This is a genomic window from Cognatundibacterium aquatile, assembly GCF_014699135.1.
Taxonomy (GTDB): domain Bacteria; phylum Pseudomonadota; class Gammaproteobacteria; order Burkholderiales; family Burkholderiaceae_D; genus Undibacterium; species Undibacterium aquatile.
On the sequence record NZ_JACOFT010000001.1, the window covers coordinates 1 to 26,366 of the forward strand.

19 protein-coding genes are annotated in these 26,366 nt (G+C 49.9%); 12 read left to right on the forward strand and 7 right to left on the reverse strand.

The window, feature by feature from the left end; translation table 11 throughout:
• Positions 1 to 365: 365 nt before the first annotated feature.
• The 5 genes from H8K26_RS00005 to H8K26_RS00025 all read right to left on the reverse strand — a co-directional run bounded on the left by H8K26_RS00005 (position 366) and on the right by H8K26_RS00025 (position 8,688).
• Positions 366 to 2,939 carry a DUF1631 family protein gene (locus H8K26_RS00005; protein WP_190476410.1) on the reverse strand — a complete coding sequence of 858 codons (2,574 nt, stop codon included), beginning with the start codon at positions 2,937 to 2,939 and terminating at the stop codon, positions 366 to 368.
• A 109-nt stretch (positions 2,940 to 3,048) separates the two neighbouring features.
• Positions 3,049 to 5,625, reverse strand: a complete 2,577-nt coding sequence (locus H8K26_RS00010) for a DNA topoisomerase III (RefSeq protein ID WP_190476412.1) — start codon at positions 5,623 to 5,625, stop codon at positions 3,049 to 3,051.
• Between the two features lie 165 nt (positions 5,626 to 5,790).
• On the reverse strand, positions 5,791 to 6,255 hold the full coding sequence (locus tag H8K26_RS00015) for a Smg family protein (RefSeq protein ID WP_186884176.1): 465 nt from the start codon (positions 6,253 to 6,255) through the stop codon (positions 5,791 to 5,793).
• Positions 6,256 to 6,456: 201 nt separating this feature from the next.
• Positions 6,457 to 7,560 (reverse strand): DNA-processing protein DprA, encoded by a 1,104-nt coding sequence (gene dprA / locus H8K26_RS00020; protein ID WP_190477560.1) that lies wholly within the window; start codon positions 7,558 to 7,560, stop codon positions 6,457 to 6,459.
• 12 nt (positions 7,561 to 7,572) lie between these two features.
• Positions 7,573 to 8,688 carry a LysM peptidoglycan-binding domain-containing protein gene (locus tag H8K26_RS00025; protein ID WP_190476414.1) on the reverse strand — a complete coding sequence of 372 codons (1,116 nt, stop codon included), beginning with the start codon at positions 8,686 to 8,688 and terminating at the stop codon, positions 7,573 to 7,575.
• A gap of 159 nt (positions 8,689 to 8,847) precedes the next feature.
• Between H8K26_RS00025 and def the strand changes: the two genes are divergently transcribed.
• The 4 genes from def to H8K26_RS00045 all read left to right on the forward strand — a co-directional run bounded on the left by def (position 8,848) and on the right by H8K26_RS00045 (position 11,679).
• On the forward strand, positions 8,848 to 9,375 hold the full coding sequence (gene def, locus H8K26_RS00030) for a peptide deformylase (RefSeq protein ID WP_190476416.1): 528 nt from the start codon (positions 8,848 to 8,850) through the stop codon (positions 9,373 to 9,375).
• Positions 9,372 to 10,337 carry a methionyl-tRNA formyltransferase gene (gene fmt, locus H8K26_RS00035; RefSeq protein ID WP_190476418.1) on the forward strand — a complete coding sequence of 322 codons (966 nt, stop codon included), beginning with the start codon at positions 9,372 to 9,374 and terminating at the stop codon, positions 10,335 to 10,337. The genes def and fmt overlap by 4 nt, the downstream gene beginning before the upstream one ends.
• Before the next feature lie 209 nt (positions 10,338 to 10,546).
• On the forward strand, positions 10,547 to 11,107 hold the full coding sequence (locus tag H8K26_RS00040) for a hypothetical protein (protein ID WP_186884172.1): 561 nt from the start codon (positions 10,547 to 10,549) through the stop codon (positions 11,105 to 11,107).
• Between the two features lie 62 nt (positions 11,108 to 11,169).
• A complete protein-coding gene (locus H8K26_RS00045; RefSeq protein ID WP_212677222.1) occupies positions 11,170 to 11,679 on the forward strand; it encodes a FlgO family outer membrane protein in 510 nt (169 codons plus the stop codon).
• A gap of 136 nt (positions 11,680 to 11,815) precedes the next feature.
• Here H8K26_RS00045 and nhaR read toward each other — a convergent pair whose 3' ends face one another.
• The gene (nhaR, locus tag H8K26_RS00050; RefSeq protein ID WP_190476420.1) at positions 11,816 to 12,733 is read right to left on the reverse strand and encodes a transcriptional activator NhaR; all 918 of its coding nucleotides are present in this window, start codon (positions 12,731 to 12,733) and stop codon (positions 11,816 to 11,818) included.
• 159 nt (positions 12,734 to 12,892) lie between these two features.
• Here nhaR and H8K26_RS00055 point away from each other — a divergent pair, with 159 nt between their 5' ends.
• The 6 genes from H8K26_RS00055 to H8K26_RS00080 all read left to right on the forward strand — a co-directional run bounded on the left by H8K26_RS00055 (position 12,893) and on the right by H8K26_RS00080 (position 23,842).
• Positions 12,893 to 13,579 (forward strand): Bax inhibitor-1/YccA family protein, encoded by a 687-nt coding sequence (locus H8K26_RS00055; RefSeq protein WP_190476422.1) that lies wholly within the window; start codon positions 12,893 to 12,895, stop codon positions 13,577 to 13,579.
• Between the two features lie 3 nt (positions 13,580 to 13,582).
• The gene (locus tag H8K26_RS00060) at positions 13,583 to 14,539 is read left to right on the forward strand and encodes a TerC family protein (protein WP_190476424.1); all 957 of its coding nucleotides are present in this window, start codon (positions 13,583 to 13,585) and stop codon (positions 14,537 to 14,539) included.
• Positions 14,540 to 14,874: 335 nt separating this feature from the next.
• Positions 14,875 to 18,618: a methionine synthase gene (gene metH / locus H8K26_RS00065; protein ID WP_190476426.1), complete on the forward strand. Its 3,744-nt coding sequence runs from the start codon at positions 14,875 to 14,877 to the stop codon at positions 18,616 to 18,618.
• 276 nt (positions 18,619 to 18,894) lie between these two features.
• Positions 18,895 to 19,914: a transporter gene (locus H8K26_RS00070; RefSeq protein ID WP_186895902.1), complete on the forward strand. Its 1,020-nt coding sequence runs from the start codon at positions 18,895 to 18,897 to the stop codon at positions 19,912 to 19,914.
• Between the two features lie 251 nt (positions 19,915 to 20,165).
• Complete coding sequence (locus tag H8K26_RS00075; protein ID WP_190476427.1) at positions 20,166 to 21,452, forward strand: HD-GYP domain-containing protein; 1,287 nt, start codon at positions 20,166 to 20,168, stop codon at positions 21,450 to 21,452.
• On the forward strand, positions 21,449 to 23,842 hold the full coding sequence (locus H8K26_RS00080) for a sensor domain-containing protein (protein WP_190476429.1): 2,394 nt from the start codon (positions 21,449 to 21,451) through the stop codon (positions 23,840 to 23,842). Before H8K26_RS00075 ends, H8K26_RS00080 begins: the two co-directional genes overlap by 4 nt.
• Before the next feature lie 20 nt (positions 23,843 to 23,862).
• Here H8K26_RS00080 and H8K26_RS00085 read toward each other — a convergent pair whose 3' ends face one another.
• Positions 23,863 to 24,627, reverse strand: a complete 765-nt coding sequence (locus H8K26_RS00085; protein ID WP_186895905.1) for a tetratricopeptide repeat protein — start codon at positions 24,625 to 24,627, stop codon at positions 23,863 to 23,865.
• A gap of 161 nt (positions 24,628 to 24,788) precedes the next feature.
• Between H8K26_RS00085 and H8K26_RS00090 the strand changes: the two genes are divergently transcribed.
• Positions 24,789 to 25,682 carry a methylglyoxal synthase gene (locus H8K26_RS00090; RefSeq protein ID WP_190476431.1) on the forward strand — a complete coding sequence of 298 codons (894 nt, stop codon included), beginning with the start codon at positions 24,789 to 24,791 and terminating at the stop codon, positions 25,680 to 25,682.
• Between the two features lie 155 nt (positions 25,683 to 25,837).
• Positions 25,838 to 26,326 (forward strand): phage regulatory CII family protein, encoded by a 489-nt coding sequence (locus H8K26_RS00095; RefSeq protein WP_186884161.1) that lies wholly within the window; start codon positions 25,838 to 25,840, stop codon positions 26,324 to 26,326.
• Positions 26,327 to 26,366 lie beyond the last annotated feature (40 nt).

The following is a 26,366-nucleotide window of genomic DNA, read 5'->3' on the forward strand; positions in this document are numbered from 1 at the left end:
TGTTAAAGAACCGCGAATCCTAAAATTCTTTTCCACCTCACTCTTCCGAGTTTTGCTTCGCATCGTTGTGTGCGTCAGCAGCAGAGAAACGAGATTATGAAGTACTTCTCACTCACTGTCAACTCCCTTCGCCCTTTCGCTTCGCTTTTTCTTCTCAGCGTCCGCATTTTGTTGTGCGGGCGCCAATCGGATCGCTTGGCCTTGGCTTGTTGACTGCCAGTGACTTCTTGCTTCACTTCACTTTCTTCCCCCGCCTTTCAGCGGGAGCCGAACTATAGCAAAACCATCCCCAATTCGCAATCTAACAGGTAAATTATTTTAATGGATAAGGATTTAATGTTTCAGGCACAGAAGCCAAAGGGTAATCAGCTAGCTTGCTTCTCGATTATCTCTGCAGATTTAAGTACGGCCTGAACGGCTCTGTCTATCAGAGGAGCGTTTTCAACAAATGCCAGTGCTCCATTGCCAGAATAATGGGAGAAACTTTCGTAGCTGATAATGACGGGTTCAGCTTGTTGATTCAGACTCAATAGGAGGTTGCTCATATTAGGGTTAACCCAGGCAATACAGCCTCGCTTAATGAGATTATCAATTGCAAGTTCTATCGGTGCTCCACTATATAAGCGCTGCAGGATTTCCGAAGATTTACTTTCGCCCTGCGTCGTTACTACGGATAAAACATCTTCATTTTTCAGGGGAACTTGTGTGTTGCTGGCCTCGATGAAAACAACGTTCAACTGCAATTCCGCGAGTACCTCATGCAGATACTTTTCAACTTCGTGATACTTATTTTTTTCGATGGAATCAGATAAAACTACTGCTGGCTGCTCCAAAAAATTTAAAAATATCTCCCGAGCCTGCACTAAAGTCTTAGATGTTGAAAATTCCTGCGTGGGAAGCAATACCCCACGATGCCTTTCATGCAGCCAGTTCAATAAGGCATTCTGTTTAAACTGAGTCCAATCCAACATCGCAATACCGCGCCTGAGATCAGTCAACATTCCAGGCAGCAGCGCGGAAAGCTGACTTTGTTCTTCCTGAGAATTTTTAGGCCGGATGCTCCATATCAGATCCGGCACCAGTGCTCGCAAATGGGAGGCCAGTGACGCGTCGGTTCGCTCGGCGATATTAATTGCCCGCACCCATTCCGTCGCTAAAAAATTAGCGAAATGCTGGGGAACATCCAGCTTCGCCAAGCCGTCCATCAGCAGCGAAGAAGTTTGTTCCGAGCACAGATAACGGATTTGAGCTTCTTCTATCGACTTCACCGTACGCCTGATGAACTTATCCTGAGTTCTTAATTCAGTAGAAATAAACGTATCGAATCGGTTATATATTCGCTCAAACAGTTCTGGTACACGACAATCATGCCGGGATAAGGTTTTAAATACCCTGGAAATTTCTTCTTTAATTTTGCGCTGAGTCACAGGTAAATGCTGCGTTCCAAGCAATACGGATGCGATCCGGTTCAGCAGCAACCGGGCAGCTTGATGTTGGTTACTCAAAAACGTACTGTCACTCAAAGCCAACTGCAACAATAGAAACTGAAGGCGTCCCAACTGCTCTCGTAATTCTTTCGAAAGCAAATCATCGAATAATATCGACTCAAACAACATCGCCAGCACATCAATGATCATGAGCTCCTCGGTCGAGCGAACTAATGCTGAAAATGCCTCACGTTGTTCACGAATCAGATTACGGACGTCGCCGCGTTCATTCAGAATACTCAGATCCGGCTTCATTGACAGGTGCAAATAACCGAGCGTACGAATCAAATCCTTTTCAATCAACAACTCCTCTAATTCTGGAGGAGCAGCGTTAATTTTTTCGGGAACAGGTAAATGACTAAAGCGCTCGACTAAACCGCGAATCGCAGATTGCGCCATCTCTGCGCTTGGTAAAGGAGTCTCCTGTTGCGCTTGCTGGCTTGCAAGATCAAAATCCCTTCCGCGTTGGAAAGGACGTGATTGTCCAAAGGTTTTTCGCAAAAGCTCAGGCAAATCGGATGTATTGGCAAGCCATGCAGGTGACGAAGAATTGTCTTGCGCAGCAACCGTTGGGCTATATGCTGAAAATACCGTTTTTTCTCTACCGCGCAAAACCTGAAACAGCTGGTCTATGTTAATTGACGGATTACCGGACGGAGACGACGGCGCCGATCTGACATCTTCCGCTGCGGGAAAATCCAACTGATTAAATGCCGGAAAAGCGTTATTGATCTGTTGACTACCAATAACATTCTGCTGCGTCCCAACGCTGCTGCTGCCTCTGGGATGCAACGTCTCTGCTGATTTATTTATTTTTAAGGAAAGGTGTGCGTGCACACCATGTTTTTCTAATTCGGCGTTGGTTTGCTGATAAATACCCGGAATATCCACCGTCAGAGTTTCGCCCAACTGCATCGCCAGTAGCGAAAACATTTCCTGAGTGAGGCGCAAACTTTCTATTGTAAGAAAAATACAACGGGTTATCAGATAAGGCCGGAAAGGATTTTCCCGCTCGCGTATATCGTCCTGACCGAACAAAACAGCGATACGGATATTCAGATCAATCAATTCTTGCTCTGCGACATTCCGGAACAGCTGTGTGACTTCATTAAAGCGCAGCGAACTCTCAAATGCCGATGAATCAAGCAGACTCAGATTATCGGCAGAGATGGAAAGGGCAGATAAATTGGGGCGAAAGTTCTGATAGGTCGTTTCCATACTCCTATCAAGCAACTGTTGCATATTTTTTGTCAGTTGCAGCTCAATTTCGTGACGATGCTCCTGCAACAAAAGTTGAGCACGAACAATGTCAGCCTGTTCTATCGGGCTATTTTCTGAATTTACCTTAGAAAACAAAGCCTCCACTGTACGTGGAACCAGAGTTGCAGCGGCATTTTGAAAGGCATTAAAAAATTCTCTGCGTGCGCTCGACAGTATTTCAACCAATGCCATATATACCTTATTGCAAGAAAATCATTTCATACAATATACCGAAGGAATGGCATCTGCTGCAACTTAAAGCGGAGCGGATAAGCACAGTCAAAGCTGACTTCACGCAATATCAGGCGGTTTTTTTCTTTCTGACCGCTGCTTTTTTAACGGGTTTTGCAGCCTCATCAGCAGGTGCCGCCGCTTTTGCTTTGCTAGCGGCAGGTACCTTAGCTTTGCGTTCCTCAAATTCGAAACTCACTTTGCCGTCTTTCGCCTTGACCAGGAATGCTTTAAACGGGCGACGTGTACGCTGAGAAATAAAGCCTGGCAATAAATCAGTTTTGCCGTCAACCAATAGTTTAGTCATCTGCTCGGGCAAAATCTCTTGCTGCAAGATGATGCGGCCGCTACGGAAATCACATGCTTTAGGCTTGGCAACGGTCTTTTCACAAACATAAGCGAGGCCCATTTCAAAAACGCCGCTGCCACATTTCGGGCAAGGGCCTAATGCAGTCTGACCAGTGAAATCAATGCCCTCACCATCCTCGCCGTCATCCTGATTCTGGCCAAAATCAAATTCAAGCTTTAAATTATTGTGTTCTGTATCCGGAACAATCTTCAAAATAGCCGCAAACGGTCTGCCCATTTTCGAGCGGAAACCTTGCAGAGGGCCAATTTCGCGCTTGCTTAATAATTCTTCGACTTCGGCTACCTCAAACTGACGGCTACCGGGCGTTTTACTCATAGAAAATTCACACTTAGTGCAGGCAAAACGACGGTAGTTTTCTTTGACTACACCGCCGCAATGTGGGCAAGGTGTGTGTAGCGTCGCATAATCGCCAGGAATCGTGTCGTTGTCATACTCTTTAGCGCGTTTGACGATGATTTGTGTCATCTGGGCAATTTCGCGCATGAATTCTTCACGGCTGATTTTGCCCTTCTCCATTTGCGATAACTTGTATTCCCATTCACCGGTCAACTCCGGCGAAGTCAATTCATCCACACCTAAACCACGCAACAAGGTCATCAATTGGAATGCTTTGGCCGTCGGCATCAGCTCCCGACCTTCGCGCAGCAAGTATTTCTCGGTCAGTAAGCCCTCAATAATCGCCGCCCTTGTTGCCGGAGTGCCAAGCCCCTTGCCCGCCATGGCTTCGCGCAACTCTCCGTCATCCACCAGTTTGCCGGCACCTTCCATTGCCGACAATAAGGTCGCCTCGCTGTAGCGAGCCGGTGGTTTTGTCACCAGGCCATGCGCTTCAATTTTATCGGCAAGAACTTTTTCACCTTTGGCAACCGGAACCAGCGTGCCTTTGCCTTCCGTATCTTTTTCTTCCAGTGCTTCTTTTCCGTAGATCGCCAACCAACCAGCGTTGGTCATGACTTTACCTTCGGTTTTGAAGTGGTGCCCCGTCACTTCTGTGATGCGCGTTGTCACCTGAAATTCTGCCGCCGGGAAAAATACCGCCATAAAACGACGCGTCACCAGGTCGTAGAGTTTTTGCTCGGGTTCAGACAAATTTTTTGGTGCCTGACCAGTAGGAATGATCGCAAAGTGATCACTGATTTTCGTGTTATCAAAAATACGCTTGTTCGGCTTGACCCAGTTATTTTTCAGAATCTGGCTCGCAAACTGATGATAATTATTACTTTCCGAAACCGTTTCCAGCGTCTGTTTGACGGTATCCAGATAATCTTCCGGCAAATGGCGGGAATCCGTACGCGGATAAGTCAGCACTTTGTGTTTTTCGTACAAAGCCTGGGCAAGGCCTAAGGTATTTTTGGCAGAGAAGCCGAATTTGGCATTCGCCTCACGCTGCAGGCTGGTCAGGTCAAACAGTGCCGGCGCCATCTGCGTCGCAGGCTTAGACTCTTCTGTAACATTGCCCTGACGTCCACGGCATGCCGCGACGATGGACTCGGCGGCAAGCTTACTCCACAGTCGTTCCGCTTTCTTCTCCGGATCATGCTCGTCTTTTTTGAACTGCTGATCCATCCAGCGTCCTTCGTAAATGCCTGCGGCACAAACGAATTCGGCGCGAACTTCCCAAAAATCGCGGGAAACGAATTTCTTTATTTTTTCTTCACGCTCAACCACGATCGATAAGGTTGGCGTCTGCACCCGCCCGACTGTCGTCAGATAAAATCCGCCTTCTTTGGAATTGAATGCAGTCATGGCGCGGGTACCGTTGATACCGATCAGCCAATCTGATTCCGAGCGGCAACGTGCAGCGTCGGCCAAAGGCATCATTTCTGCATCACTGCGCAACTTTTGAAAGCCGTCCCGGATCGCTGCCGGCGTCATTGATTGCAGCCACAAGCGTTGTACCGGTTGCTTTGCTTTTGCGTGCTGCGCAATCAGACGAAAAATCAGCTCACCTTCACGGCCCGCGTCACATGCATTAATCAGTGCCGAAACATCTTTACGCTTGATCAGCTTATTCAGCACTTTCAGGCGTGTTTCGGTTTTGGCGATAGGGTTCAGCGCGAAATGTGGCGGGATCATCGGCAAATGCGCAAAACTCCATTTGCCGCGTTTGACGTCATATTCCTCAGGAACGGTAATTTCCAGCAAATGACCTACTGCGGAAGATAATACATACTCATCCGATTCGAAATAGTCATCATGCTTAGTGAAACCTCCAAGTGCTTTCGCAATGTCAGCGGCGACAGAAGGTTTTTCGGCAATGATGAGCGTTTTTGTCATTTCGGAATTCTCGAATGTTTTTTGCACAAAAAATGATTAACAAACAACATTTTTTGCTAAATAAGCGTAAGACTAACCTAAGTTAGTGCGGAATGATAAACGTGCAAACGCAAAACCCGCAACCAAGCTGCGATTTTTGCCAGAAATCTTCTGTTTATGAAACGATTAATGCAAAAGACGAGGCGTATTGTCGTCATCTGACAACAACAGTTCGTCAAACATCAACATATCTGGTTCGGCGCCCTGGCTCCACAACATCATCAGGACAATGATGCGCAGTTTATTGAGCGGCAGCGGTGACTCGTTCACAGCCAGCGCACGCTCGACAACGATTTCACGTTGCAAGGAGGATAACAATCCTGCCGATTCAAGAAACTGAATAAAACCAATCGCTTCCGTACCGAGAGCAGCAAGCTCAACTCCAGCATAGACCCGGAAACCGTTTGAACTTAATGGTGATGGCAACGACTGATCCGTTGTATTTGCCAGACCAGTCAGCCAATCCAGTGCCTCAGAAATTTCATCTTCAGGGAAACCAACAGCGGAAAGTTTTTTGACCAGAGCGGCGGTATCCGGACAGGCGTCAGGACGATAATAAGTTTCGTAGAGGTAAACAAGAATATCAAACATGTCGGTACTCTATCTGCTGAAACAGTTTCAAACAAGTCCCGTCCTGAGATATCCCCTCGGTTTTTTGAGATTTTTAACTATTTCGGGGCAGTATCTGCATTTTTTGCCAGAAAGTCTCTGTCAATACTGGGCCTTTAAATATACTCCCCCGGAGTATATTTAAAGGCCAACACCGGGTTTAGCGCATGATTTGTACATAACCTAATGAAGACGGCGAAACATTCCACCCGGTAATGACTCAATCTGCCCGCACAACTCAAGTTCCAGTAATTGCCCGGTTAAACTTGCAACATCCAGATCAGCACGTAATGCCAGCACATCTAGCGGAACCGGATCATAGCCCATCAGCGTCAGCAAACCAGCCGATGCGTCAGCCGTCGCTGCTATTGGAAGCGAACCCGCTACAACAGTTGCTTGTGGTAGGCTGAGTTGCAACTCTTCTAATATATCCTGCGCAGACTCCACCAGTTTCGCACCTTGTCTGATCAATTGATGGCAGCCTTTTGCTAACGGCGAGTGGATGGAGCCGGGAATCGCAAACACTTCCCGCCCCTGATCCGCCGCCATCCTTGCCGTAATTAAAGAACCCGACTGCGCAGCGGCTTCCACCACCAACACTCCTTTCGTCAACCCAGAAATAATCCGATTACGGCGAGGGAAGTTAGAGGCAATCGCGGGCGTGCCAAGTGAGTATTCACTGACGATGCAGCCCTCTGCTGCTATCTGATGTGCCAGCAGCCGATTTCTGGCGGGATAAACAATATCCGCACCTGTGCCGATCACAGCGATTGTCGAACCGATACCGCGAAGCGCTCCTTGATGTGCTGCGGCATCAATACCTGCGGCCAGACCGGAGCTGATCGTCAATCCGGCATGACTTAAAACTTCAGAAAATTGTTCCGCATTCCGTATCCCCTGCGCCGTCGCATTCCGACTACCCACCACACCTATCCCTGGATGCCGGAGTATTTCCGGCCTTCCTTTCACATACAACATCAGCGGTGGGTCGGGAATTTCCAGCAATGCCGGAGGATACAGCGTATCGGCAAGCGTGACAACATAATTGCCCGGCTGCATAGCCCAGGACTGAGTAATCTCAGATAACCTGAGAAAATCTTCTTGCGGCGGGAGTAATAAGGCGCGGGCGATTTTTGGCGTGACGACAGAACACAAAGCCTCGAAGCTTGCTGTAAAGATATGTTCTGGCAAGCCAAAGCCAGCAAGCAACTTACAGGCAGTGCCAGAGCCAACGCCCGGCGTTTGTTCCAGCCTTAACCAGGAAAAGAAGTCCGGCAACAATTCCAGACCTCCATTTGATTATTGAGGCGATCTGGCGACGTCGCCAACTTTGACAAAATCAGTGACCTGCATCACCAAGCCGTAAGAGATATTGTCAAACAAGCGGAAAATAAACACATGGCCATATTGCTCATCCGGTAATTTTACCTTGCGGTTACCATCAGTGCGATCCGTGATTACTTCCCCGTAGCGTTGCAAGGACAACACAGTACCAAGATCAAGGCCATGCTCTTTGCCGCGATTAATCGTAATAATCTGATTTTGTCCGGCAACCGACACACCACCATAAACACTGACGACACGCGCACGGATCTCATCTTCCGGCGGATGAGGTACGTAGCTGAGAATTGGAGTCGGTGTTACAGGTAACAACCTGTCACCGACAGACATTTCTAGTTTTGAATTAACGACGTTGAAAGTATAGACGTCGTTGTTATCATCTGGCTCGCGCGCCAGCTTTACCGTGCCGACAAAAGCAGCCTCGTAGCCAATGATGTTCCCATTATCAGGGTCTTTCAACGGTACGCCAGGACGGAATACCTGAAATGAGGTGCCGCCATCAAGATCACCACGAACATAGGTTTTTTCGCCCTGTCCCATATTCACTTTACTTTCCGGTGCCGCGACGATGCGCGGTGTACGTTCCAGTGTATTGACCTCGACGATCATCGGATGTACCAAAAACGGCTCAATCGCTGACGCAGGAATAGCCGGAATTGCATTCGCCCCCAATCCTTCAACACGGGATCTGGGTGACAATTTGACAGTAGGAACACCACCGACAACGCCATTACCTGAAACATTCCCCAGACGCAGACGCTGATTAGCACGGTCAAAATAAACAATCTGCCCCGGATAAATCCAGTGCGGATTACGAATTTCTTCTTTGTTCATGCCCCACACTTGTGGCCAGCACCAGGGGTTTTGCAAAAACTTAGAAGAAATTCCCCACAAGGTATCACCACTGACAACAACATGTTTATCCGGAGCATCCGGCAGAAAAGCACATTTGCTGCTGCGAGCCACAACCTGAGCTTGCGCAATCGTCGCTTCTCCCGGTGCCGCAAACGCGGAGCTGGAAGCGAATGGCAGACTGCCAACGAGGATGGCAGCGATTGTGCTAAACTTTTTCATAAACATATCCGATACGAGATGCTGTCATACAGCAAACAGGCAAGCAAGCATGCAATCTGCTTATAATAATTGCCAAATTGGATCAAATTCTGCCCATAAATCCTTGAACTAGCAAGAAAAACAGCGCAAAAGCTAAACCAGCTTGTTGCGAAATGTAATATGCCCATACTAAATATACTGCGGTATCCCGATCCGCGCCTCCACAAAGTGGCAAAACCGGTAACTTCCTTTGATGCACGCCTCAAGCAACTGATTGCGGACATGGCTGAAACAATGTACGACGCGCCTGGCGTCGGTCTGGCGGCATCACAGGTTGATGTGCATGAACAACTGGTTGTCATCGATATCTCTGAAGCCAACGATCAGTTACAAGTATTCATTAATCCCGAAATTATCTGGGCCAGTGAAGAAAGAAAAGTCTACGACGAAGGTTGCCTGTCTGTACCCGGCATTTATGACGGCGTTGAACGACCTGCCGAAGTCAAAGTCAAAGCACTGGATGCCGATGGCAAAGAATTCGAAATTCATGCCAAAGATTTACTCGCTGTTTGCATACAACACGAGCTTGATCATCTGAAGGGTAAAGTCTTCGTTGAATATCTGTCGCCGCTGAAACGAAACCGTATCAAGACCAAGCTGGTCAAGGAAGAACGTGAGATGCAACGCCATCCCGGAAATCGCAAATGAAAGTCATTTTTGCCGGAACGCCGGAATTCGCCGCCTCCGCCTTAGCAGCCATACATGAGGCGGGCTTTGACATTCCTCTGGTGCTCACGCAACCAGACCGGCCGGCCGGCAGAGGCATGCATTTGCATGCATCCGCGGTGAAGCAATACGCACTGGAACACAACATTCCAGTTGCACAACCCATTTCATTGAGATTAAACGGCAAATATCCTGATGTTGCGGCAGAGGCGCACGACATATTGCGCAACACAGAACATGATGTCATGGTGGTGGCGGCTTACGGCTTGATATTGCCTCTCTCTGTACTAACAATCCCCCGTTTAGGCTGCCTGAATATTCACGGCTCGCTCTTGCCACGCTGGCGCGGTGCGGCGCCTATACACAGAGCGATTGAGGCTGGCGACGCCGAAACAGGTATCACGATCATGCAAATGGAGGAAGGTCTGGATACCGGCCCCATGCTGTTAAAACAGAGCATCAGCATTAACAACACTGAGACCACAGGCAGCCTTCACGGCAAATTGGCAGCGATGGGCGGCGAAATGATAGTGCAAGCTTTACACCAGTTAGAACAAGGCACCCTGGCTGCGACAGTGCAACCGGAACAGGGTGTGACTTACGCCGCCAAAATCAGTAAAGAAGAAGCTGCGCTCGACTTTCACCTGCCTGCAGATGTACTGGCAAGAAAAATCCGCGCCTTCAATCCGTTTCCCGGCACACATGCTCAGTACGGCACCAACACGATCAAAATCTGGGCTGCGCAAATGGTCACTGCGAATAAAACTGGCGCAACTCCGGGGCAAATTCTGACGGCATCCGCACAAGAAGGCATTCTGGTTGCCTGCGGGGAAGGCGTTCTGAAACTGACCGAACTACAAAAGCCAGGAGGAAAACGTTTACCTGCTGCAGAGTTCCTGCAAGGCTTTCCCCTGATTCCTGATATGCAATTCAATCGAACCTGAACCGGCTGAGTGTGAAGCAAAAAAACGACAAATCGGGACACTTTTATACACAATTCCCACATTAAGCAGGAATTAGGCCGATTCACTGTTGGTTACAAGTAAATTCTTTGTTGCTCTGCGAGACTTGTTGTATTCTCTTACGCTAACTAATGGTGTGCGCTGGATTTTGCCGCCCAAATCCCTGACCCGAACGCTAGAAAAGGAAGTGCATGAAACAAATCGTTCCCGTTGTTGTTACCGTCATGCTGATGGCCGGTTGCTCAACTCCATTGAATAACACTAACGCGTCTTATAATAACAACACTAAGACTGCGGCTCCTGAACTTCAAGTCGTCTCAAATTGGTTATTGATCGCGAAGGACGTTGCTGACCAGATCAAATCAGGCACCGACAAAATTGGTGCTCCAGTATTTGTCACTCCGCCGCAAAACCCGAGTAAATTCAGTCAGGCGTTTTACACTCAGGTAGTAACGTCCCTGGTCAATCAAGGTGTGACCGTCAGAAAAGTCAATGATGGTACAGCGCAAATCGTCGATATCGATACTCAATTAGTGCGTTTCTCCACTGATCGGCAAGTCAACCGCCGTTTTGTTTTCGGCGGCCCGTCAACGACTAGCACGACATCCGTCTATGAAGTAATTGTGACGACGTCACTGATAAAAAACGCACAATACGTAGCACGCAGGACTGATGCGTATCCCGTCAATGAATATGACGCGTCTTTATACAATAAAGAAACTGAATTTAATTTTAAAGTGATCGGGGGCTAATCATGGTAAAGAAAATTGCACTTGCAGTAAGTTGTGGTCTGTTGCTCAGCGCTTGCTCAAATATGAACCTCACCGGGGCCAGCACATCGACATCGACAGCCGCCTTGTCCTGGAAAGAAGCTGAAACGAACGAATTTATCCCAACCAATCAGAAAGCAGCAACAGCCCTGATCGCTGCTGCCGGTAATTCTCTGGATAAATCGCGCCCACTGATCGTTGCCACGCTGGCGAATATCAATGTGCTGGAAGAGTCCTCTCCATTCGGACGTATTGTCGCTGAACAAGTTTCCGGTCAGTTTTCCCGCGCTGGATATCAAATGCTGGAAATGAAATTCCGCGACAAAGTACTGATCAAGCAAAATGTCGGTGAACTGCTGCTGACGCGCGAAATTAAGGAAGTTGCACAAAATCATCAGGCACAGGCCGTCATCGTTGGTACGTATGCGGAAAGTGAAAAGCTGGTTTTCGTTAACCTGAAACTGATACGTCCGGTCGACAATATCGTCCTCAGTACGTATGACTACGCTGTCCCTATGGATCGTACTGTCAAATCTCTGCTGGGTCGTCGCTGATCGCATCAATATAAAGTATTGGCAACACAGCCTTAAAAAAGCACTGGATAAAAGCACCTGATTTTTCAGGTGCTTTTTTTTAGCCTCTTTGCGGCAGCGAACTCCATATGAGTTCAACACACGGTTCGCTTCAGGATTATTTTTCTGGCGAGAATGGTTGCACCCAGTTCTGCTGCGCAGCCTGACTAATCGCTAACACCGCGGGATGAGTCAATTTTCGCTGAACCGATATGGCGTAAAACTGTTCCTGAATCGCCTGTGTCTGGCCAATCAGCTCGACATCATACTGACGTATCACACGATCAACGATGACCGTGGGTGCAGCAAACACACCAGCGCCAGCCTGACCGAATGCACTCATCAGCGCACTATCGTCAAACTCGCCGGTAATTTTTGGATGCAATTGTTGCTGATCCAGCCATTGCAACAAACGTCCGCGCAGCGCAGCGTCTTCACCAGGTAATAAGAATGGTGCGCCATCCAGCAGTGCGGGGAAAGTACTGGACAAGCTGGCACGCAAATCACGGGTGGCAAAAAAACTGATGCCGGATTCGGCCAGCAAATGACTATAACCACGAACATTCGCTGTCACCGGCATAGGGCTGTCGGATAACACGACATCTAACTTATGCATCGCCAACTCTGCTAACAGTAATTCGAGTTTGCCTTCGCGACAGTTAATCCGTAAGGTCTGCGGCAGAGTCATCGCGGGCTCCAGCAATTGATACGCCACCGTTTTCGGTACCGCATCTGACACTCCGACACGTAGCTGCACAGTGCGCGCGGTCGGCCGGTGATGCAGCACTTCTTCCAACTCACGCCCGAGCGCAAAAATATCTTCTGCATAACTCAGCACCAAACGACCCGCCTCAGTCAGTTCCAGATTACGCCCCTGCTTACGGAACAAAGTCTCGCCCTGCATTTCTTCAAACAAAGTGAGTTGTCCGCTGATGGTTTGCGGCGTCAGATGCAATTGTTCACTGGCACGCGCAATGCTGCCTGACTTGGCAACCATCCAGAAATAGTGCAGGTGTTTGTAGTTCAGTGCTGGCATAAAGAGAGATCATCGACAAATCATCGATTTTTACGAAGTATTTATCAATTATATTCGACTTTTCTTTCAATTCTCTTGCAACTAGACTGTTTCCACCTTCTGTTGAGAAGGGGAAGTCCTGTGTCTTTTCGTCAGACTTCAACATTTCAGGAGAAAAGCATGAAAATCTTGAGTCGCTCTACTGCACATGATGTGCAAACCGTTGACTATATCGACACCACAGCCAGTGACAGTCAGAAAGTCTTACGCAACACGTATATGTTGTTGTCGATGACTTTATTGTTTTCTGCATTGACCGCAGGTGCGACTATCGCTTTCGCGATTCCAGGTCCCGGCATCTTTCTGACACTGATCGGCTATTTTGGCCTGCTGTTTGCCACGAACAAACTGCGTAACAGCGCATGGGGTATTGCCAGTGTATTTGCCTTGACCGGTTTCATGGGCTACACCCTCGGTCCTATTCTCTCTCATTATCTGAAAATGCCAGGCGGCACTTCCATCGTGATGACGGCAATGGGCATGACCGGTCTGATTTTCATGGGCTTGTCTGCCTACGTACTGATCAGCAAACGTGATTTCAGCTTCATGAGTGGCTTCCTGATGGTCGGTATGATCGTCGCATTGGTGGCGAGTCTGGGCGCGATTTTCTTCCAGATTCCAGCTTTGTCGCTGACGATTTCTGCGGTCATGGTATTGCTGATGTCCGGCATGATTTTGTTTGAAACCAGCAATATCATCCACGGTGGCGAAACCAATTACATCATGGCGACAGTCAACCTGTACGTCACAATCTTCAATCTGTTCACCAGCCTGCTGCAATTGCTGGGCTTTATCGAAAAAGAGTAAATCATGTTGCATACCGTCGCTCAACCCTGGATGTGGGTCGCATTTATCGCATTTGTTTTAGCGATGTTAGCCATAGACGTTGTGGCGCTGGGTGGTTCACGCGCCCACAAAGTCAGCGTCAGGGAAGCGGCGGCCTGGTCGATTGTCTGGGTCAGCCTGGCTTTGGCATTTGATTTTGGTCTGTGGATATACCTGACAGAAACCGTCGGGCGCGAGATCGCCACCGCCAAAGCCATGGAATTCCTGACTGGATATGTCATTGAGAAATCACTGTCGGTCGATAACATCTTTATCTTCTTGCTGATTTTCGGCCATTTCGCAGTGCCGCCGCAATATCAGCGCAAAGTGCTGCTGTACGGTGTATTAGGCGCGATCGTCATGCGCGTCATCATGATTCTCGCCGGTAGCTGGGTTGTCACCCAGTTTGCGTGGGTGTTGTATCTGTTTGGTGTGTTCCTGCTGATCACCGGTTTCCGTATGCTGGTATCGACGGAAGAAGAGCCTGATCTCGACGCCAATCCGGTATTGAAACTGGCAAAAAAATTACTGCCATTTACCAAAGAGTTTCACAAAGAAAAATTCAGTATCAAAATTGATGGCAAGCGCGTCTTCACGCCGTTGCTGCTGGTCTTGATCCTGATTGAAGTATCCGATGTCATCTTTGCAGTCGATTCGATTCCGGCGATTTTTGCCGTGACGACTGATCCGTTCATCGTGTTTACATCAAATATTTTCGCGATTATGGGTTTGCGGGCATTGTATTTCCTGCTGGCAGATATGGCTGACCGTTTCCATTTACTGAAATTCGGTCTTGCGTTTGTGCTGATGTTTGTCGGTATCAAGATGCTGATCGTGAAATGGATGCATGTGCCGACCGATGTTTCGCTGATGGTGATTGGCCTGATTCTTGGCGGTTCTATTATTGCCAGCCTGATCGCCACCCGACATAAAAAGCATTAATCACACGCTTTCCGACGCTGCAGATTTAATCGTCATAAGTATTCCCTTTGGGCATATCTCTCGTTTGAGGATATGCCCTTTTTTGTTAACACTTACGCAAAAAAGTGCACCATTGATGCGATCAACATATATCGATCTAACCACAATGTATAAGCAAAAACCGGCAAACTCCCGCAACTTCGGCGTCAAGCCCTTGATTTGACGTATAATTTATGCTTCCCAGCGCCGATTTGAGATTCAGATTGCGGGCGCATAATAAGTGCTGCTAAAAGGACGTCGCCCGATCCGCCTGCATGCATGAGCCGATCGGGTTTTGTTTTTTGCGAGTAAAGATCATGACCAGAACCCTGCCTGTCTCCGCCACCGAAACCCGTTTGCGCGAATTACTGCAACAACGCATCCTGATCCTGGATGGCGCGATGGGTACCATGATCCAGCGTTACAAGCTGACGGAAGAAGATTATCGCGGCGACCGTTTCAAAGATTTTGCAGTGCCCGGCAAAGAATTATTCGTCAAAGGCAACAATGAATTACTGACGCTGACGCAGCCTCACATCATTCAGGAAATTCACGAACAATATCTGGCCGCAGGTGCCGATCTGATCGAAACCAATACCTTCGGTGCGACGACCGTCGCGCAGGACGATTACCACATGGCGCATCTGGCCTATGAGATGAACGTGCAGGCGGCAAAGATTGCCCGCGCCGCCTGTGACAAATACAGCAGTGCCGACAAACCGCGCTTCGTCGCTGGCGCGCTGGGGCCGACACCAAAAACCGCCTCGATTTCACCGGATGTGAATGACCCAGCAGCGCGCAATGTCACTTTCGATCAGCTGGTTGCTGCCTACCATGAGCAAACCCGTGGTCTGGTCGAAGGCGGCGCCGATGTGCTGCTGGTCGAAACCATTTTCGATACGCTGAACTGTAAAGCAGCCCTGTTCGCGATTGATCAGTATTTTGAAGAAACCGGCAAGACCTTGCCTATCATGATTTCCGGCACCGTCACCGATGCCTCTGGTCGCATACTGTCTGGTCAGACCGTACCAGCATTCTGGAATTCCGTGCGCCACGCCAAACCGTTGACCATCGGCCTGAACTGCGCACTCGGTGCGGCGCTGATGCGTCCGTATGCAGAAGAATTGTCTAAAATCGCCGATACTTTTGTTTGTATTTATCCGAACGCCGGTTTGCCAAATCCTATGAGCGATACCGGTTTTGATGAGCTGCCAGCGGATACCTCTGCCTTGTTGAAAGAATTTGCTGAAGCCGGGTTCATCAATATCGCCGGTGGCTGCTGCGGCACTACGCCACCACACATCAAGGCGATTGCCGATATCCTGCAAACGCAGACACCACGCGCGGTTCCCAGCATTGCGCCGGCCTGTCGTTTGTCGGGCTTAGAGCCATTCACCATCGATGAAAATTCCCTGTTTGTGAATGTCGGTGAACGCACCAACGTTACGGGCTCCAAAGCCTTTGCACGCTTAATTTTGAACGAGCAATACGATGAAGCCTTAGCGGTCGCCCGTCAGCAAGTCGAAAACGGCGCGCAAGTCATCGACATCAATATGGATGAAGCGATGCTCGATTCTTTGGCGGCCATGACGCGCTTCCTGAATCTGATCGCATCGGAACCAGACATCGCCCGCGTGCCGCTGATGATCGATTCTTCCAAATGGAGTGTGATCGAAGCCGGTTTGAAGTGCGTGCAGGGCAAAGCCATCGTCAATTCGATTTCGATGAAAGAGGGGGAGGCAGAATTTCTGCGCCAGGCCAACTTGTGCAAGCGTTACGGCGCGGCGGTCATCGTCATGGCATTCGATGAAAAAGGCCAGGCAGACACGTATCAACGCAAGATAGAAATCTGCGAACGCGCTTATCGCCTGCTGGTCGATCAACTCGATTTTGATCCGCAAGACATTATTTTCGATCCGAATATTTTCGCGGTCGCTACCGGTATCGAAGAACACAATAACTACGCTGTCGATTTCATCGAAGCCACGCGCTGGATCCATCAAAATTTGCCCGGCGCAAAAATCAGCGGCGGCGTCTCGAATGTGAGTTTCTCTTTCCGTGGCAATGACCCGGCACGCGAGGCGATCCACACCGTTTTCCTGTATCACGCGATTCAGGCCGGTATGACGATGGGTATCGTAAATGCCGGTATGGTCGGCGTGTATAGCGAGCTTGATCCCGAATTGCGTGAACGCGTGGAAGACGTGGTGCTGAACCGCAGGGAAGATGCGACCGAACGCATGATTGAATTTGCTGCCACGCTGAAAGCCGGCGGCAAAAAAGAAGAAGCCACGCTGGAATGGCGCAGTGAGCCGGTCGCCAAGCGACTCGCACATGCGATGGTGCATGGCATTACGCAATGGATCGTTGAAGATACCGAAGAAGCGCGCGCCGCCATTATGGACAACGGTGGCCGCCCGATACAGGTGATCGAGGGCCCGCTGATGGACGGCATGAATATCGTCGGTGATTTATTCGGTCAGGGCAAAATGTTCCTGCCGCAAGTGGTGAAATCCGCACGTGTGATGAAGCAGGCCGTCGCCCATCTGGTGCCCTACATTGAAGAAGAAAAAAAGCGCAGCGGCGACAATAAACCGAAAGGCAAAATCGTCATTGCCACCGTCAAAGGCGACGTGCATGACATCGGTAAAAACATCGTCACCGTGGTGTTGCAGTGTAATAACTTTGAAGTCGTCAACATGGGTGTGATGGTGCCATGTTCGGAAATTCTGGCGAAAGCCAAAGCCGAAAACGCCGACATCATCGGCCTCTCCGGCCTGATCACGCCGTCACTCGAAGAGATGGCGTATGTCGCCAAAGAGATGCAGCGCGATCCGCATTTCCGCATGATGAAGATCCCGCTGCTGATCGGCGGTGCTACCACCAGCCGTGCGCATACTGCGGTGAAAATCGCACCGAATTACGAAGGCCCGGTCGTGTATGTGCCGGATGCGTCGCGCTCAGTATCGGTTGCGCAATCGCTGCTGACGCCGGAAAGCCGCGATCAGTACATTGGTGAGCTGGCGACGGATTACGAACGTATCCGCGTGCAGCATGCGAACAAAAAAACCACGCCGCTGCTAACGCTGGCGCAGGCGCGTGCGAATAAAATGAAGCTCAGCTTTGACGGTGCGAACGCACCTGTGAAGCCAAAATTCATCGGTCGCCGCGTGTTCAAAAACGTCGATCTGGCAACGATTGCGCAGTACATCGATTGGGGTCCGTTCTTTCAGACCTGGGATCTGGCGGGCCCTTATCCTGCGATTCTGACGGATAGCGTGGTCGGTGAAGCGGCGAGCAAAGTCTTTGCCGAAGGCCAGGCAATGCTGAAGAAAATCATCGATGGCCGCTGGCTGACGGCGAACGGCGTCGTCTCTTTGCTGCCTGCGAATAGCGTGCATGACGACGACATCGAAATCTACACCGACGATAGCCGCAGCCAGGTCGCGTTCACTTATTACGGCACGCGCCAGCAAACCGAGAAACCGCTGGTTGATGGCATACAGCGTCCGAATCAATGCCTCGCCGATTTCATCGCGCCGAAAGACAGCGGCGTCGCTGACTATATCGGCATGTTCGCTGTCACTGCCGGTCTGGGAATCGAAAAATACGAAAAACGGTTTGAAGACGCGCATGACGATTACAGCAGCATCATGCTGAAATCGCTGGCAGATCGTCTGGCCGAAGCCTTCGCCGAATATCTGCATGAACGCATACGCACCGATCTGTGGGGGTATGCCGCCGATGAAAAACTCAGCAATCAAGAGTTGATCAAAGAATCCTACCAGGGCATACGCCCGGCACCCGGCTACCCGGCCTGTCCGGAACACACGGTTAAAACCGCGATGTTCAAACAAATGCAATGCGAAGAAATCGATATGCACATCACCGAATCATGGGCGATGATTCCGGGCGCCGCGGTCTCCGGTTTTTACTTTGCGCATCCAGAATCCAAATACTTCAGCGTCGGCAAAATCGGCGACGATCAGGTCACGGATATGGCGGCACGACGTGGCGTGGCAAAAGAAGAAGTCGAACGCTGGCTGGCACCGAATCTGTAATCCCTCACCAGCATAAAAATGGGGGAGTATATGGCGTTTTGCATCAATTCTCAGCGTATTTGCTGGCCTTGTAAACATACTCCCCCCAGTATATTTAGCCGCTGGGAAGCGCTCTGAGGCCTTTGCATGCGCCTTGTTCCTGTTTCACCGACATAAGTGCGAGGCGTTGAGGATTGTGACACCTGCATGAAATCTGATCGGCTGCGAAGTAAAAATGTCGGTATCGGTACAGGCGCTGTCTTACAATAGCGGCTCTATCGTTGTGCAGGAAATCAGATGGTGCTGGATAACTTATCGTATGGCTCAGATCAGTCTGGTTTAATCTGCGGCTACCTGTTTGCCCATGGTCAGGCAGGAAAAGCACTACACACCAACGAAGCGCTGGCGTGGCTGCAAACGAACCGCGCCGCGAATGACAACAGCTTTATCTGGCTGCATTTCAATCTGACCAATGTGGCGGCCGAAAAATGGTTGCATGAACATGTTTCGCTGCCGGAAGAATTCTACGAAACCCTGCACGAAGGTTCGCGTTCAACCCGGATTGAACATGCGGATCATAATCTGATTGCCGTCATTAACGATGTGCTGCATGACTTTGCATTTGAAGCGTCCGATATTGCAACCTTATGGCTGAGTGTCACCAATAACATCATGATCAGCGCGCGCCGCAAGCCTTTGCAATCGGTTGATCGCTTACGCAATGCCGTCAATCACGGTGAAATTTTCCATTCTCCCAGCGAATTGCTGACGCACCTGTTACGCGATCAGGCCGACGTGCTGATCGGCATTGTGCGCAATGTGATCAAAAAAATTGACGACATCGAAGATCATTTGCTGGCAGATCGCCTCAACAAAAAACGCGCCAATCTGGGCGAAATCCGGCGTGTGCTGGTGCGCCTGCAACGCTTGCTGGCACCCGAGCCTGCGGCCTTGTTCCGCTTGCTGCAAAAACCGCCGGTATGGCTGGCAGAAAGTGACGTGCAGGAACTACGCCAATCGACTGAAGAATTCGCGGTGGTGCTGAGCGACATGGCGTCGTTGCAGGAACGCATCAAGTTATTGCAGGAAGAAATCGCCGCCAGCGAAAATGAACAAAACAACCGCTCGCTGTTTGTGCTGACGGTCGTCACGGTGCTGGCCTTGCCTATCAATATGATCGCCGGTTTGCTGGGCATGAATGTCGGTGGTATTCCACTCGCACAACACGAATACGGCTTCTGGATCGTGGTGGCGATAGTGCTGACATTTACGGTGATCGCCGGCTGGCTGGCGTTCCGAAAACGGGACGGCGATTAAAAAAACAACGCTCTTCTGCTACCATAGAACACGCAACAGTTGAGTCGTGTATTCGATAACAACATCGACAAAGAATTAAACCCGCACATGTCATTTTTCGGGAAGATTTCAGTTAGTATTGGAAAAAAATAACGTGGTATTTTTTACAAAAAGCTGTTTTCCGTTAAAAATTTCGCTTTTTAAATGATTAAAATTGAAAATACCACGGGGCTATCCCCTTCCATCTTGCCGGTCTTTTGTCAGCAAACGCGATGACTGACATTCATACCCAATTTATCGAACTATCCGAACTGCGGATAGGAATGTACGTCTATCTGGACGTGGGCTGGATGGATCATCCGTTTCCGATCAGCAACTTCAAAATCAGTACGCAGGAACAGATCGACACCATACGCTCGCTGGGAATAGAGCGTATCCGTTATGCCCCAGATAAAAGCTCTGCCGCCGATGCGGCCACTGATAACGCACCGCCTGCCGATGCCATCGTCTCCACCGTGACAGAAACGCCGAGCGAACACGCTTTACGGCGACGCCGGGCCTTGCTTGCCAGTCAGGCGGCCAGCCTGCAGGTTTGTGAGCGGCAATTCAATCACGCCGCACAAACTTTTAAACAAGTTTCCGAGCATGTTCATGCACAACCGGGGCTGGCAAAACAACTGGTCGAACAACTGATTCAGGGCTTCCTCGGGCAGATACTCAGCGAAGATGAGGCTGCCATCCGCCTGTTGTCAGAAAAAGCAGGGGAAAAGACTTCGCTACATTCGATTAATGTGACTGTCATTTCGCTGTTGCTGGGTAAAGCCCTGGATCTGAATAAGACCGAGATGCTCAATCTGGGTGTCGGCGCACTTATGCACGACATCGGTAAAATCGAATTGCCGGATCGGGTGCGCTGGATCGATGAGCATTTCAGTGCGTCCGAGAAACTAGCCTATCAGGAACATGTGATGCACAGTGTGAATCTGGCACGCAAAATGGATCTGGCACCCAACGCCATGCTGCTGATGGCACAGCATCACGAGCATCACGACAGCAGCGGCTACCCGAGTCGTATTCCGGGTGAAAAAATGTCGCCGTTGAGTCGCATCGTAGCGCTGGTGAATCAGTACGACAATCTGTGCAATCCGGCGAATCCGGCGCTGGCGTTGACGCCACATGAAGCCTTGTCGCAGATATTTACCAAGTACAAAACCCGCTTCCACGAACTGACGCTGACGACTTTCATCCGCATGATGGGGATATATCCGCCAGGCTCAGTGGTGCAATTGAGCGATGACCGATATGCGCTGGTGGTATCGGTGAATTCTGCCCGGCCGATCAAACCAAAAGTCATTATTCATGATCCCACGATAGACCGCGATGAAGCACTGGTGATCAATCTCGAACACGAACAGCAACTTTGCATACATCGCAGCCTGAAGCCATTGCAATTGCCTAAGGCTGCATACGACTACCTGTCGCCACGCAAGCGTTTATGTTATTTCTTCGAACGCGGAATGGAAGCCCGGACAGGCAAGTCAAACGAAGGTCTGGTATGAAAGCGCACCAGCTACAGGCGCTGATTGAGGGCATGCTGGAAGCCGTCATTCTGGTCGATCCGATTACCTTGCGCATACTGGCAGCCAATCGCGCCGTACATGGCTTGTTAAAAGTGCCGGAAGAAAGTCTGCGTGGCAAAGGTATTGTGGAATTGGCTGCGGCGCCTGAAGATGTATTTTTCTGGGAAGATGTTGCGGCGGGTTTGTCAGAAAACATTTACTCTGAAACCCTGCTCGAATGCTCCGATAAAACGGTGGTGCAGGTCGAACGCCGGGTCAGTCTGGTCAGAGTTGGTATGGACAACTCGATTTTTGTGGTTGCAGTACGTGACCGTACCAGTCAGAAACAAACCGAAAATGAACTGGAAAAACTGATCGCAGAATTGCGGGCGACACTGGAATCCACTGCCGACGGCATCCTTGTTACTGATCTCGACGGTGCTATCCGCAGTTATAACCATTTGTTCGCCGATCTCTGGGGCTTGCCTGATGAACTGATGACGCAGAGAGACGATGCGGCCATCTATGCATGGATGGATAAATGCATGATAGACGCGGATCGTTATACCGAGCGCCTCGGCACGATCAGCCGTTCACCCTTGATGGAAGCCAGTGATGTGCTGGTACTGCGCTCCGGGAAAATTCTGGAGCGCGTGACCTTACCGCAATATGCGCGCGGACGTCCTATCGGCAGGGTATATTCGTATCGGGACATTACGCAAAAACTCGCCGATGAAGCGCGCTTGCAACTGGCAGCAAAAGTGTTTGAATCCAGCACCGACGCGATTTTCATCACCGACAGAGATCAACGCATCATCACCACCAACCCCAGTTTTGAACGTCTGAGTGGCTACACCGAAAGCGAAATGCAGAGGAAGACGCCGCGCGATTTTTTTGCCGCTGAAAGTAACGTTGATCTGATTGATCAATTGCTGGCAAAGCTGGAAAAAGACGGCTGCTGGGAAGGCGAACTCTGGAATCGCCGCAAAAACGGCCATGCCTATCTGTGCATGATCACGCTGGTCAAAGTGCAAGACGATCACAACAAAACTTTGCACTACATCGGTTTTTTTAAAGACAGAACAGAAACGCACGTCGCCAAACAAAAAATCGAGGAACTCGCTTTTTCCGATGCACTGACAGGCTTGCCGAATCGTCTGCTGTTATCAGAACGGATTAAACAATCGATTATGATTTCGGGGCGGGACAACAGCAGTTTTGCCGTACTGTTTCTGGATCTGGATCACTTCAAACAAATCAATGACTCACTCGGACATCAATTCGGTGACCGGGTGTTGCTGGAAGTGACTGAACGTCTAAAAAAATGTATCCGTCAGGTCGATACCGCGGCACGTCTGGGTGGCGATGAATTTGTCTTGCTGCTTCATGAAGCCGATGCTGCCGGCGCTGAAGTCTGTGCGCAGCGCGTGCTGGAAGAATTATCCGTGCCAATCAATCTGGAGGGAATGAGCTTTACCGTGACCTCCAGCATCGGTATTGCGCTGTTCCCTGATGACGGCACAAACATGGATGATCTGATCAAAAACGCCGACAGTGCGATGTATCACGTCAAGGAGCGCGGACGCTCGGATTTCCGCTTCTATCAGCGCCAGATGAACATCGGTTTGTTGTCGCGGATGAAGCTCGATCACGCCATGCGTCAGGCACTGGAACATCATCGCTTCCGTTTGCATTACCAGCCGCAGATTAATCTGAGTACCGGTGAGATTTTCGGTGTTGAAGCCTTATTGCGCTGGAATGACAAAGATCTCGGCGAAATTGGCCCGGCGCAGTTTATTCCGATTGCCGAAGAAACCGGCGTCATTGTTCCTATCGGTAACTGGGTCATGCAAACGGCGATCAGCCAGGCCGCACAATGGAATCGCGCTGGCTATTCGCTGCGGATGGGTTTCAATGTCTCCGCGCTGCAATTCCAACAAGCGAATTTTGTTGAATCGATAGCAGCGACGCTGGAAGAACATCAGCTCAGTCCGGATAAAATTGAATTAGAACTGACGGAATCGGTGTTGATTCGCGACGTCGAAGAGAATTTAAAGAAACTGGAATCGCTGGCAAAACTAGGCGTGAAATTATCGATCGATGATTTCGGAACCGGCTACTCCAGCCTTAGTTATCTGAAGCGTTTTCCGATTCATAAGTTGAAAATTGACCGTTCTTTCATCGATGAATTACCAACGGACGAAAGTGATGTCGCAATTGTGACGGCGATTATTCATCTGGCGCATGCGATGAAGCTGCAAGTCATTGCCGAAGGCGTAGAAACCGAGGAACAGAAAAATTTCCTGCTCAATCTGTACTGCGATGAATTTCAGGGTTATCTGTTTTCACCAGCCATATCTGCCAGCGAATTTGAAGAGAAATTTCTGTAAGTGAGACTGAATTTAGTCATTCAGGATTTGAATTGCCAGTGACGGCTATCTTCCTGAATGGCGGCAAGTTGTTCGGCTGTCAGCCCGGTATTCACCAGATCCCGGCTATCGATCGCTTTACTACCGACATTGATGCTGGCCTTGAGTAAATACTGATATGCCAGCAAGATATCTTTGGGCACACCAGCGCCATACAAATATTGACGACCAAGCTCAAATTCAGCAGACGATAGTTCCTGAACAGCGGCAAGATTGAGCCAGTACACGGCCTGCTTTTCGTCTTTCGGTACACCTGATCCATTGAGATACAACATCGCCAGATGATACTGTGCGCTCGCATTACCCTGCTCGGCAGCATCCTGATACCAGGCAGCCGCTTCAATGTAACTATGCGGTAGCAGCGTTCCTGATTCATGTAATGAGCCTAATACTAACTGAGCTGCAGCGAAATCCTGCTCGGCGGCCTGATACAAAAGATCCACCGCCTGCTGCATTTCTTCTGCATTAGTATGACTGGATAAGTACAGCAGACCGAGATTGGTCTGCGCACCAGGATGTCCCTGTTCGGCTGCGCGCTTCAGCCAGAAGCGGGCCTCGTCCACATTCTGATAGCCAAAGTCGCCATTCAGATACGACAATGCCAGAGTATTTTGTGCCTGCATATCGCCGAGTACAGCCCAACGCTGAACCTGCAGTTCATCGTCGTCAAAATCATCATCGCCTGATGCCGTCGCACACGAAGACATGATCGCGAGCGCGCAAAACAAATGTCGCCACTTTTTCATGATTTTCTTCCACTATTGTCGGTAGTCGTGATGTTACGTCTTGACCTGACGGAAACATATTTCGCTTCTGTCGATTAAGGTAACAAAATGTAGTCATCCTTGATGACGTGTTCCTGTGCCGGGGTTACACTGGCGGTCTGCCCTTAAGAAAAGGATGAACCGTGAGCTTTACCGTCGCTAAAAAGTTGCGTATTGGCCTGATTGCAAACCGCTCTCATCAGGATGCACAGGATTCCGCCTTAGTTCAACTACTGCGCGGTTCACGTCAGGCTATCACATTCCTGCAACCGGAGTTTGTCGTCGTCGGCAGAACGCTGGATGCGATGGTTATGCATGGTCTGCTGGATATTTGCCAGCATGTTGAACGTTTTCCTTATGGTCGTGACGGCGGCCTGATGAAGCTGGTCTCACGCGTTGTTGACAGTGATCCGGCCAAAGCGGTGGATGCGGTGATTTATCTGATTGATCCGGTCGATCCATCGTCTGTTTTTCCAGAGGCAGTCGCATTAAAACGGCAATGCGTGATTCACAGGAAGCCATTTCTGGCTACGCTGGCCGGCGCCCGCGAATGGCTGGAACTGGAAGCGACAGTCAATGGCGCTCCCACCGATCCCGCACTCGACGCCAGCTTTGCATTGAACAATGAAGGTATTGCGCTGATTGCACACGATGCAATGAAAGAAAAAATGCTGGCGCTGGCAGAAAAGCATTTCAATGTGCTGGATAAGTTTGCGTATCGGTATGCGACCGGCACCACTGGTGGTCTGCTGAATCAGTTAGCAAAAAAAATCAAAGGCGAAGCAGGACGTGACTGGGTTCAGCCCTTTCTTTCCGGCCCGCTCGGCGGCGACGCCCAGTTAGCGGAATTGGTACTCGACAGAAAAATACGGCGCATCCTGTTTCTGGAAGACCCGCATGTCGCTCGTCAGCATGAAGCAGATATCCAGTTACTCGAACGTGCCGCCCGCACTGTGACCGATTTCGCGCAGGTCTTCAGCGAAGTGGAAGGCGCCGATCGCTGGCTGACCTTCCTCAGTGAGCGATCCGCCGCGTGAGCAAAGAAAGAAGCTGCCACTGATATTTTCTGCGGTGGGCAGTACCTTGATTACAACTGATTGATAAGCAGATATTGAATCAGTACAATCGCGTACCACTATGCTGCACCATGCGGCCTGGTTATGATCAATCTCCCGGCAATCAAGGACGCACGATGACACGTAAATATTCAGATATGAACCAGCACGATGCACTGTACAAAGTCGCGCGTGCATATCCGGGTGGGCTGGAAGCGCTGGCGCTGCGCATGGATATTTCCGTCAACGTCCTCAGAAACAAACTGGCCCCCGGAATTGACTCGCACTATCCTTCGTTTGAAGAACTGTCGATCATCATCGAACACTGTCATAACGCGGGAGTAAAAGAAGCGCATCTGCCATTGCATGCCTTGCTCGGACGCCACGGCATGGCAGCATTTGTCGTACCGGAACCGGACGAAGTGTTGAAAGATGATCTGTCACAAACAGTCTGCCGCGTCATGAGTCAGGTTGGCGATGTGGCGGAAGCCGTCTCCACAGCGCTGCTTGATGGCGTCATCACCGATGCTGAAGCTGATCTGATTGAGCGTGAATTTCAGGGCGCCTTAACCGCGCTCGGCGAATGGCGCGCCCGTATCCGCGCCCATAGAAAGTCTCAGGAGTGAGTCTCTGCGCTACCTGCAGCTCTGTTTTACAATAGTGCTC